The 9309-nt window shown below is 46.8% G+C and carries 11 protein-coding genes and 1 pseudogene; 7 read left to right on the forward strand and 5 right to left on the reverse strand.

The features are described 5' to 3' along the window. The first annotated feature begins 283 nt into the window (after positions 1–283). The gene (locus ACLGGO_RS14500; protein WP_446336851.1) at positions 284–613 is read left to right on the forward strand and encodes a hypothetical protein; all 330 of its coding nucleotides are present in this window, start codon (positions 284–286) and stop codon (positions 611–613) included. A gap of 63 nt (positions 614–676) precedes the next feature. Here the strand turns inward: ACLGGO_RS14500 and rpsN are convergent, their stop codons facing one another. The 4 genes from rpsN to serS all read right to left on the reverse strand — a co-directional run bounded on the left by rpsN (position 677) and on the right by serS (position 4739). After that, positions 677–979 (reverse strand): 30S ribosomal protein S14, encoded by a 303-nt coding sequence (rpsN, locus tag ACLGGO_RS14505; protein WP_446419833.1) that lies wholly within the window; start codon positions 977–979, stop codon positions 677–679. Positions 980–1034: 55 nt separating this feature from the next. Further along, a complete protein-coding gene (nth, locus tag ACLGGO_RS14510) occupies positions 1035–1694 on the reverse strand; it encodes an endonuclease III (RefSeq protein WP_446419834.1) in 660 nt (219 codons plus the stop codon). A gap of 518 nt (positions 1695–2212) precedes the next feature. Further along, positions 2213–3313: an RIP metalloprotease RseP gene (rseP, locus tag ACLGGO_RS14515; RefSeq protein ID WP_446419835.1), complete on the reverse strand. Its 1101-nt coding sequence runs from the start codon at positions 3311–3313 to the stop codon at positions 2213–2215. A 142-nt stretch (positions 3314–3455) separates the two neighbouring features. Continuing rightward, positions 3456–4739: a serine--tRNA ligase gene (gene serS, locus ACLGGO_RS14520; protein WP_446336846.1), complete on the reverse strand. Its 1284-nt coding sequence runs from the start codon at positions 4737–4739 to the stop codon at positions 3456–3458. Between serS and ACLGGO_RS14525 the strand changes: the two genes are divergently transcribed. Then, positions 4706–5044 carry a hypothetical protein gene (locus ACLGGO_RS14525; RefSeq protein ID WP_446419836.1) on the forward strand — a complete coding sequence of 113 codons (339 nt, stop codon included), beginning with the start codon at positions 4706–4708 and terminating at the stop codon, positions 5042–5044. The two genes, serS and ACLGGO_RS14525, sit on opposite strands and share 34 nt — an antisense overlap. Positions 5045–5062: 18 nt before the next feature. On the opposite strand, the gene ACLGGO_RS14530 is transcribed toward ACLGGO_RS14525, so the two are convergent. Continuing rightward, a complete protein-coding gene (locus ACLGGO_RS14530) occupies positions 5063–5632 on the reverse strand; it encodes a DUF3611 family protein (RefSeq protein ID WP_446419837.1) in 570 nt (189 codons plus the stop codon). Between the two features lie 269 nt (positions 5633–5901). Here ACLGGO_RS14530 and ACLGGO_RS14535 point away from each other — a divergent pair, with 269 nt between their 5' ends. From ACLGGO_RS14535 to ACLGGO_RS14555, 5 genes and pseudogenes are all read left to right on the forward strand, one after another. Beyond that, complete coding sequence (locus ACLGGO_RS14535; RefSeq protein WP_446336844.1) at positions 5902–6363, forward strand: hypothetical protein; 462 nt, start codon at positions 5902–5904, stop codon at positions 6361–6363. Positions 6364–6852: 489 nt separating this feature from the next. Beyond that, the gene (locus tag ACLGGO_RS14540) at positions 6853–7206 is read left to right on the forward strand and encodes a PadR family transcriptional regulator (protein ID WP_446336905.1); all 354 of its coding nucleotides are present in this window, start codon (positions 6853–6855) and stop codon (positions 7204–7206) included. Positions 7207–7535: 329 nt separating this feature from the next. Next, positions 7536–7958, forward strand: a pseudogene (locus ACLGGO_RS14545) (cofactor assembly of complex C subunit B); the annotation flags it as partial. An 11-nt stretch (positions 7959–7969) separates the two neighbouring features. Then, on the forward strand, positions 7970–8323 hold the full coding sequence (locus tag ACLGGO_RS14550; RefSeq protein ID WP_446419840.1) for a PadR family transcriptional regulator: 354 nt from the start codon (positions 7970–7972) through the stop codon (positions 8321–8323). Between the two features lie 272 nt (positions 8324–8595). Continuing rightward, the gene (locus ACLGGO_RS14555; protein ID WP_446419838.1) at positions 8596–9141 is read left to right on the forward strand and encodes a cofactor assembly of complex C subunit B; all 546 of its coding nucleotides are present in this window, start codon (positions 8596–8598) and stop codon (positions 9139–9141) included. The last annotated feature ends 168 nt before the right edge of the window (positions 9142–9309 follow it).

The following is a 9309-nucleotide window of genomic DNA, read 5'->3' on the forward strand; positions in this document are numbered from 1 at the left end:
AGTTTAAAATTTTCCTGATCGGACATAATTTCGCTATGCTTAAAAATAAAATAATATTTTTCAATGATGCTCCTCACATCATCTCTTTTGAGGTTGACAAATTAAACAATTTATGTTTGCTTAATAGCAAGTTGTGATTCACCGTACTGTATTAGGGAGACAAGCAAGTATAGATAAGGGAGAGAAAATACTAGAGACGAACACAACTCTGGCTGAAAAATGCCGATCCCAAGAATGGTAGTTTTCCCATCCCGAAAATAAACATTTTGGCTTTTAACGTTTTATGGCTGAACCTATTCCCCCCGTTACCCTTCCCCCTGCTGAAAATGCCCAGCAGGAAGGAAAATGGTTGCGAGACGCTTTGGTTCACTGGCTGGATCATGAATTTTTGCCAGAACCAGCGAATCAGGACATTGCCGATCGCGCCTCCCAAATCTTTGTCCGCCAACGATTAGAAGGCGAAAACGATGTTGGTGCTTTGGTGATTGCCATTGTGACCGAAATGCAAGCCTTCGACTTCCGAGAAAGCTTTTATAGTGAATTTGCGATCGCCAACGCGGTTAGTGATTTGCTCCTAGACAGTCTGGGTATTGACCGTTGCTGTGGAAATTAGTCCTGCGTCATTGGTCATTTGTCCCAAGTCTTTCAGTAAGAACGATTGACCAATGACCCAAATCTACCAACTCGACTTAACCACCCCTGGTAGTAATCCTTTGTGCGCCCATTCCCGCAGTACATGGCGAGATAGACCAAAATCCCGATAGTAGCCCCGGGGACGCCCTGTTACCCAACAGCGATTCCGTACCCGAGTTGGCGCACTACTGCGGGGTAGCTGTTGGATCTTCCGGTGAATCTCCAGTTTTTCAGCCGGAGAGGAAGCATTATCGAACTCTTCTTTCAGCGCTGTTCGCTTAGCCGCATACTTCTCAACCATCTTCTTGCGCTTTTTCTCGCGCTCAATCATTGATTTTTTAGCCATGAGTCTTTGGCGTTTCCCTAAATAAAGACACTGTTTCCTATCTTATCGAATTTTGTTATCCCTCAACCTTAGCACTGGGACATAAATCAACCAATACGCAAGCGTCGCACTTCGGCTTCTTCGCCTGACAAATTGCCCGACCATGGTAAATTAGGCGGATTGACCAGTTTTCCCACTCTTCCAGAGGCAACAGCCGCATTAAATCGCGTTCGATACGAATCGGGTCACTATGTTCCGTCAAACCCAGACGCTGAGTCAAGCGCTTGACATGAGTATCCACCGTCACCCCCTCGTGGATATCAAAGGCATTAGCTAGCACAACATTGGCAGTTTTGCGAGCCACACCGGGTAATTTCATCAGCAGTTCTATACGTCGAGGAATCTGACCGCCAAACTCGGTGACAATCATCCGACAAGCCCCTTGAATATTTTTCGCCTTATTGCGATAGAATCCAGTCGGACGCACCAAGGCTTCAAGCACCTCAATATCCGCCTGCGCGATCGCAACAGCATTAGGAAATTGGCGAAACAATTCCGGTGTCACCTGATTCACTCGTTCATCTGTACATTGTGCCGACAGAATCGTCGCCACCAATAACTGTACAGGGGTGTCATAGTTTAGCGCACAGTGAGCATCTGGATAAAGTCGCTTCAGGCGAATCAAAATCTCCAATGCGCGTTGCTGTTTAGCTGACCATTTACGGGTGATGCTCATTAGAACTCCTCCGTTGTGGGAAACCCCGTGTCCCTTCGCTTCGCTTATCGGGCAAGCTTCAGACCGGGGAGGAACGCGCGGTAGCGGTTTAAGAAGCATACCCCTTTCGGGGTGGAGGGGTATGGTTGCCCCTCCAATGAGGTATGGTTGCCTCAATCTCCTTTCGGGTAAAGTTAGCTTCGCCAATGTTATCGGTCGGTAACTATCCAAAAAGCACTGTTTCAGTGACCTTAAAACTGTTTAACTTTTCGGTTCTAGAGCAGCAGACTAGCTACGCATCTACTGGTAGGTCTTGAACACTTGCCGATAACGTAGTCACTTAAGACTTAAGCTGGTCAGAATGGCTTGTTAGATTTCTCTTTCAAGCCTCATGCCTTTAGGCTGAGGTTCCTGACGCTCCCACTAGATCATCATCAATACTCTCTCACACAGTCAGGGCGGGTTTAGTCGCATCTGGGTGATAAAAGGAACGATAATAGTGAAACCCGCCCCTACATACATAAGACATAAGACGATCCTCACTGAAACAAGTTTTGCACCCAACTCGAGGGAACTAAATTTGCCGTATCCCGCACAATCAAGAAAATGCCTAACCCCAAAAGCAAAACCAACCCAGTTTGCATAATATTTTGCTGAACTTCTGTGGGGATGGGTTTACCGCGAATTCCCTCAATCGCTAAAAATGCTAGTTGACCCCCATCCAGCGCGGGTAAGGGCAAGATATTAATAATCGCCAAATTGATGCTAATCAACGCGGCAAACTGAAACAGATTCCCCGCATCAGAACGGGCAATATTCGCGCCAATTGCCACAATCGCCACTGGACCGGATACTTGTTCAGCCGTTTCACTAAAGTTGCTAATCAGTTGACCAAAACCTTTGGCGATTTCAGTACTCAAGCGCTGATATTCATCAGCCGCAATCGTAAACATCTCTAAGAATCCGTCAGCGTACTTGCGAACTATCTCACCATTAGGTGCCAGTTGCACGCCAATTCTACCTTTGCCATCATCGCCCCGTTCTGGCGTCACGTCCAGGGGAAGGGTTTGTTGACCCCGTTTAATCAAAAGTTCTAGGGGTTGGTTGGGGGAGTTTTGAATTTCGCTCATCAAGGTAATGATCGCATCCCGACTGGCTCCCAAGGGTTGATCCTCAACCGCCAAAATAACATCCCCTGGTTTAATCCCCGCTTGTTTTGCCACTAAGCTACTTTCTGCGGCAATTTCTGGAACCCTTACTCCGGGTTGGTAATTGAAGTCAGTAATTCCCACCGTTCCTATCTGCACAACCAGTAGAAAGTAAGCAAAGATCAGGTTGGCAATTACCCCAGCACTAATTACAATTGCTCGGTCTAAAACAGGTCGATTGCGGAGTAAATTTGGGTCATCTGGGGGAATCTCGCTATCGGGGTCATCATCGGGGAAACCGACAAATCCCCCTAGGGGGAAAGCACGTATCGCATATTCCGTATCGGCTCCTTGGTATTTCCACAGAACCGGACCAAAACCCAGGGAAAAGCGATTGGCATAAATTCCCTGCAAACGAGCTGCCATAAAGTGACCCAGCTCATGCACCACAATCAAAACCGCCAAGACTGCGATCGCCGCCAAAATTGACATAAGAAGTAATGTAACGATTGCTTGCGTCCTTTCTATTGTACGTTGTGGCTTTCAATACTTGTTGAGTGTCCACAAACCATACTCTCGATAGATTCTTAGAAGCTGTGGGTTTTTAGAGTTTAAGCCCAAGATGGGTTGATGATCATAACACCTCACGTCCCATATAGGGGTGTAGAACCTCTGGTATTTTAACTGTACCGTTCGGTTGCTGATAATTCTCTAAAATTGCCGATAGGGTGCGTCCAATGGCTAATCCTGAGCCATTTAAGGTATGCACAAACTGAGTCCCTTTTTTGCCCGCTTCCTTAAAGCGTAGACTACCGCGTCGCGCTTGGAAATCACTGCAATTGGAACAACTCGAAATTTCCCTGTATTTTCCCGAGGAAGGTAACCACACTTCCAGGTCATAGCATTTTGTGGCAGAGAATCCCAAATCCCCAGTACAGAGTTCAATAACCCGGTAAGGGAGTTTTAATGCCTCTAAAATTGCCGCTGCATCCTTAACCAGCTTTTCATGTTCGGCTTCCGAGGTATTCGGATGAACAATTTTGACCAGCTCAACTTTATTGAACTGGTGCAGTCGAATCAATCCTTTGGTATCTCGCCCATAGCTACCGGCTTCTCGGCGAAAGCAGGGAGTGTAGGCACAGTGATAAATAGGGAGTTGGGAGGCGTCTAGGATTTCGTCACGGTAAAGATTAGTTAAGGGAACTTCCGCCGTAGGCAAAAGCCACAGATCATCACTGTCGCACTTGAAGCTTTCTTCGGCAAATTTTGGCAGTTGACCCGTCGCCGTTAATGAGCGGCTGTTAATCAGCATCGGTGGTATAACTTCCACATAGCCTGCTGCAATTTGCCGATCTAGCATAAAACTAATCAACGCCCGCTCTAAGGCAGCACCTGCGCCGATGAGACTGACAAAACGGCTTTGGGCAACTTTCACCGCCCGCTCAAAATTGAGAATACCCAGGGTTTCGCCAATTTCCCAATGGGGTACAATTTTGTCATTCTGGGGAATATACTCGTCACCCCAACGGCGCACCTCGACATTTTCCGCTTCACTCCGACCCATGGGAGTTGAAGGACTGGGTAGATTGGGTAGGGAGAGTAATAGCGCCTCAATTTCTGCTTTGAGTTCTTTTTCTTGAGGTTCTAGTTCACTAATTTGGGTTTTAACCTGGTTGCCTTCCTCTCGCAATTGTTGGATTTCCGGCGCGTCAGGGGGACTCCCTGCTTTAATTTTTTGACCGATGAGTTTACCAATCTCATTGCTGCGGGCTTGCAGGCGGCTACGGGAGGTCTCTAGCTCCCTTTGACGCTGATTCAAGTCCAAAATGGGCTGAAGGTCATACTGACCCGCCCCGCGTTGCTCTAGGCGTTCTTGGACGCTTTGTGGATTTTCTCGGATTTGCTTTAGGTCAAGCACAGATTTTTACGGATACTGGGCAAAATTGCCTTGGGCATCTGGGTGAAATTACCATTTTCCAGAATACCAATCTGGCACAGTTATGTTCCAAAGTACAGGGTATGATTTCCGGAAAGCGGGGAGCAGGGGGAGCTGGGGGAGTAGGGGGAGCTGGGGGAGTAGGGGGAGCAGGGGGAGCTGGGGGAGCAGAGGGAGTAGGGGGAGCTGGGGTAGCAGGGGGAGCAGAGGGAGCTGGGGGAGCAATCTTCCAGACGTGCCATGGCGCCTCTTGGAGCTGGGGAAGAGACTTCCTAATCAACAAGTGACAAATGACAAATGACAAATTACCGATTAATGCGATTGAACAGCCAAATGGCAATGGCGATTCCCGCGAAATGGGCAGTAATGGTGTTGATATTCGCCTGTACCAGAAATAAGTCTAAGGGTCGAATGAATCGATTAGCATCATAAACCGTTAAGCCAGAAGGTTGAGAAATCGAGCGGATCACAATGCTGCCGGTAATGGCTTGGGCGCCCAAAATCGTCAAGAACATTCCCGCCATATTGACAATTAATCCGAGCCTGATGGTTTTGAGGGTATCGGCTTTGCTAGGTCGTGTTTCCACATTACCAGTCAGCAGTTGCTTGGAAATGCGAGTATACCGCCATGCGATGTAGACACCTACGCCCAAGGTGACTAACCCACATATTGCTAAAAATATGCCAAACCCAACACCCTGTTTTTCTTCTGTCGGTCCGATGGTGCGACCCGCGATTCCTGTGAGTAAAATCCCCAGTGAAACAACACCAAGGGTTAATTGTACCCATAAGGCAATCCTGCCAAAGGTACGCAGCACCAAGGCGATGCGCTGGAGGGGAGTGGGGAGTGAGGAAGTATCGGGCAATTCTCGCATGGGGACTCAAATCCGTGAGTGACACCTATTTCATATTTAACCAGGAGAACGAAGAAGCTGTGATTTGTTGAGCCAAAGGCTGACTACCACGACTGTTTGCCACTCCGGATAAAATTTCATAATTCATGTACTTATATTTCCTAACTTCCCGGTTATTCCTCCGTGAACTTTTAATGGAGGTTAGGCGTCTGTGAGAGAGCAGGTATGTGTGCCCTGCCTTAACCCTACGGTGGGAACCTAATCATCACGTCAGCTCATGGAGGAAGCGTATGGAACCAACTGGGAAACAACATTTATCCTACGCCATTTGTGCCATCGCTTTAGTCTGTAGCTTGTCTTTCTATAAAACTCAGGTCAGTGCTAATCCCCTATCTGCGGCTCAAGAACACTGGCAGGCGATCGCAACGGCTAATCCCGATCTGTTAATCTATGGCTACAGTGATCATGCTGTCCTCAAGCGCTCCTACAGTGTGCCTGATGTAAATCAGACGTATCAGGGACAATCCATCTACTCAGCTTGGCAGGACTTTTTCCGCCAGTATGATATTAAAGACTTTCAGGTACTGGAGCTGCATCGGTGCGATCGCACCGTTAAAGCCCAAATTCAGATCACTGCCAAGTCCGCTCAAGGACTGATGGTGGTTTGGTCAATGTCTTACCAGGCTGACTTCGATCAAACGGGTAAGATTATTAAAGAAGTTTGGCATACGAATCCAGAACTGGGTGTTTAACTAACGTTTCCCAGACCCCTCCGGAATAGGGTAGCATCTCTTATCAGTGAAATAAGGACGGTCTGAAACCCCTTTTGGGAAAACGTTAAGGAATTGAAAACAAAATATTGCGGACTATTGCTCCATAAGCTAGTAGAAATTATTAATGCTGGCAATGCGATCGCGCAATCGGGTTCACACTGAGGGGACGATTTTCCCTTGAACTGGACTAGAAAGCCTCGATGTTTTTGGAGAATTACTCCATTACTTAGCTAAAATTGATGGAGATTATTCAGTGTTGTTGCATCTGCCGTCACCAAACTAACGAGTGCATTAGACGACCTCAATAGTTTGAGGTTATAAAGTACCAGAGGAATGAGCAAGCTAAGATTGCTCGTTATTCATCGATACATTGCACCGAAAATTTTCAGGGTGTTGAAACCATGGTTAGTTTTAGGAAAACTGTCCCATGCCAATTTGACTTACTGGGATATTCAGCGGACTATGCAGATGAAATTTGAGGATATCTATCAGTTTTTTCAAGACCCTCCTCCCAACTATCTCAACAAGGAATTAGCTGTATGTTATGTGTTGTCTGTCCTCATAGAAGGGGAATCCTATGGCACCCATTTGATCCAACAACTCGAACACGAATACCCAACCTATCGACTGTCTGATACAGTTCTTTACAGCGCCCTCAAGTTTCTGGAGGAAGCCGGGGCAATCACTGGGTATTGGAAAAAAGTGGAAGGACGAGGACGCCCGCGTCGTATGTATCAGATCTCTAGCGATTGGCGGGATAAAGCCCGCGAACTAGCAGGGTTTTGGCGTGGCTATATTACTCAGGAGAAAGAAGCAATATAGCACATTGCGGCAGACTTGCACCATCAGTTACCACCTTTCTCTGACTCCATTCGGTGCAAACACTGGTTGATTAGGTGAACTGGTGGTCAGCTTCTGCTGTCATGTCTGGTTCTTTGGCTAAATGAGTTATCTGAATTCGGCAAGAAGCCTCACGTCCTACCCGCTAGGGAGGCGTGAGATGAATTGCCAGTCTCTCGAAACTTGTTTTGATTTTTTCTGACAACAAGTTCGGCATAAGGTATAATTCACTAATGAGAACAAATTCTTTCAATTCTCATTTACAAAGGTATAGGTCGTAAGCAAAGGATACCTGGCTTAGATTAATATCAGTGAGTATACCCATTCTGTCGTCTACATTCCTGCTAACTCTGTTGTTAGCGGTGGGCTTGTTCTTTTTCATCCGTGCTTCGGTTAAAGACCGAACCCAAAAAGTTCAACTCATTGCCCAAGAACCAGAAGCATCCCTCCTAGAACGGTTGCAGAACTATTTTGATCAAAGGGCATACCAGGTAGCTGCTGTTGACACAACTACGGGTCAAGTGACATTTCAGGGTTTTGTGCGACCGAGTTGGTTTCTGGCTATCTTTTTGACGGCACTCGCTGCCTGTGGTATTCTTTGCTTATCTTTGGTTCTCTCCGTACTTTACCCAACGTTGACCCAGGTTTTCCTGGGGTTAGTTTTGCTGGCTCCTGTTGCTGGCATTTTTTACTGGAAAGGTGCGGGACGCGATGAACAGGTGTTCCTCCAGGTTGGACTATGCAGATGAAATTTGAGGATATCTATCAGTTTTTTCAAGACCCTCCTCCCAACTATCTCAACAAGGAATTAGCTGTATGCTATGTGTTGTCTGTCCTCATAGAAGGGGAATCCCATGGCACTCACATGATCCAACAACTCGAACACGAATACCCAACCTATCGACTGTCTGATACAGTTCTGTACAGCGCCCTCAAGTTTCTGGAGGAAGCTGGGGCAATTACGGGGTATTGGAAAAAAGTGGAAGATCGAGGACGCCCGCGTCGTATGTATCAGATCTCTAGCGATTGGCGGGATAAAGCCCGCGAACTAGCAGGGTTTTGGCTTGGCTATATTACTCAGGAGAAAGAAGCAATATAGCACATTGCAGCAGACTTGCACCATCAGTTACTACCTTTCCCTGACTCCATTCGGTGCAAACACTGGTTGGTTAGGTGAACTGGTGGTCAGCTTCTGCTGTCATGTCTGGTTCTTTGGCTAAACGAGTTATCTGAATTCGGCAAGAAAACCTTTGCTTTTAGCGATGGGATGAATTGCCGATGAGAGAAAACTTGTTTTCAAATTGTCCTGGTAGAGGTATCCTGCTATGCTATAGGTCGTAAGCAAAGGATACCTGGCTTAGGTTAATATCAGTGAGTACACCCATTCTGTCGTCTACATTCCTGCTAACTCTGTTGTTAGCGGTGGGCTTGTTCTTTTTCATCCGTGCTTCGGTTAAAGACCGAACCCAAAAAGTTCAACTCATTGCCCAAGAACCAGAAGCATCCCTCCTAGAACGGTTGCAGAACTATTTTGATCAAAGGGCATACCAGGTAGCTGCTGTTGACCCAGCTACGGGTCAAGTGACATTTCAGGGTTTTGTGCGACCGAGTTGGTTTCTGGCTATCTTTTTGACGGCACTTGCTGCCTGCGGTATTCTTTGCTTATCTTTGGTTCTCTCCGTACTTTACCCAACGTTGACTCAGGTTTTCCTGGGGTTAGTTTTGCTGGCTCCTGTTGCTGGCATTTTTTACTGGAAAGGCGCGGGACGCAATGAACAGGTGTTCCTAAAAGTTGAACCTTTAGAGAGTCCACAACCGGGAACACAAAGCTTAGTTACCGTTATCGCCCATCGCGATGAACTTGCTCAACTCCAGCAAGCCTTAAAGCTTCAACCCTCTCCGGAGGCGGGGGATTAAGGGCAACTGGGGGAGATGAGGGAGTTATCAGTTATCAGTTATCAGTTATCAGTTATCAGTTATCAGTGAGCAGTTATCAGTTATCAGTGAGCAGTTATCAGTTATCAGTTATCAGTTATCAGTTATCAGTTATCAGTTATCAGTTATCAGTTATCAGTTATCAGTTAT

Source organism: Coleofasciculus sp. (assembly GCF_046565525.1).
GTDB lineage: Bacteria > Cyanobacteriota > Cyanobacteriia > Cyanobacteriales > Coleofasciculaceae > Coleofasciculus.

What these genes read in the sequence shown, in the direction of transcription:
- ACLGGO_RS14535 (WP_446336844.1), top strand. Translation starts at nt 5,902, where the DNA reads ATGGAACCAACTGGGAAACAACATTTATCCTACGCCATTTGTGCCATC.
- ACLGGO_RS14550 (WP_446419840.1), top strand. Translation starts at nt 7,970, where the DNA reads ATGAAATTTGAGGATATCTATCAGTTTTTTCAAGACCCTCCTCCCAAC.
- rseP (WP_446419835.1), bottom strand. Translation starts at nt 3,313, where the DNA reads ATGTCAATTTTGGCGGCGATCGCAGTCTTGGCGGTTTTGATTGTGGTG.
- ACLGGO_RS14500 (WP_446336851.1), top strand. Translation starts at nt 284, where the DNA reads ATGGCTGAACCTATTCCCCCCGTTACCCTTCCCCCTGCTGAAAATGCC.
- ACLGGO_RS14540 (WP_446336905.1), top strand. Translation starts at nt 6,853, where the DNA reads ATGAAATTTGAGGATATCTATCAGTTTTTTCAAGACCCTCCTCCCAAC.
- ACLGGO_RS14530 (WP_446419837.1), bottom strand. Translation starts at nt 5,632, where the DNA reads ATGCGAGAATTGCCCGATACTTCCTCACTCCCCACTCCCCTCCAGCGC.
- rpsN (WP_446419833.1), bottom strand. Translation starts at nt 979, where the DNA reads ATGGCTAAAAAATCAATGATTGAGCGCGAGAAAAAGCGCAAGAAGATG.
- nth (WP_446419834.1), bottom strand. Translation starts at nt 1,694, where the DNA reads ATGAGCATCACCCGTAAATGGTCAGCTAAACAGCAACGCGCATTGGAG.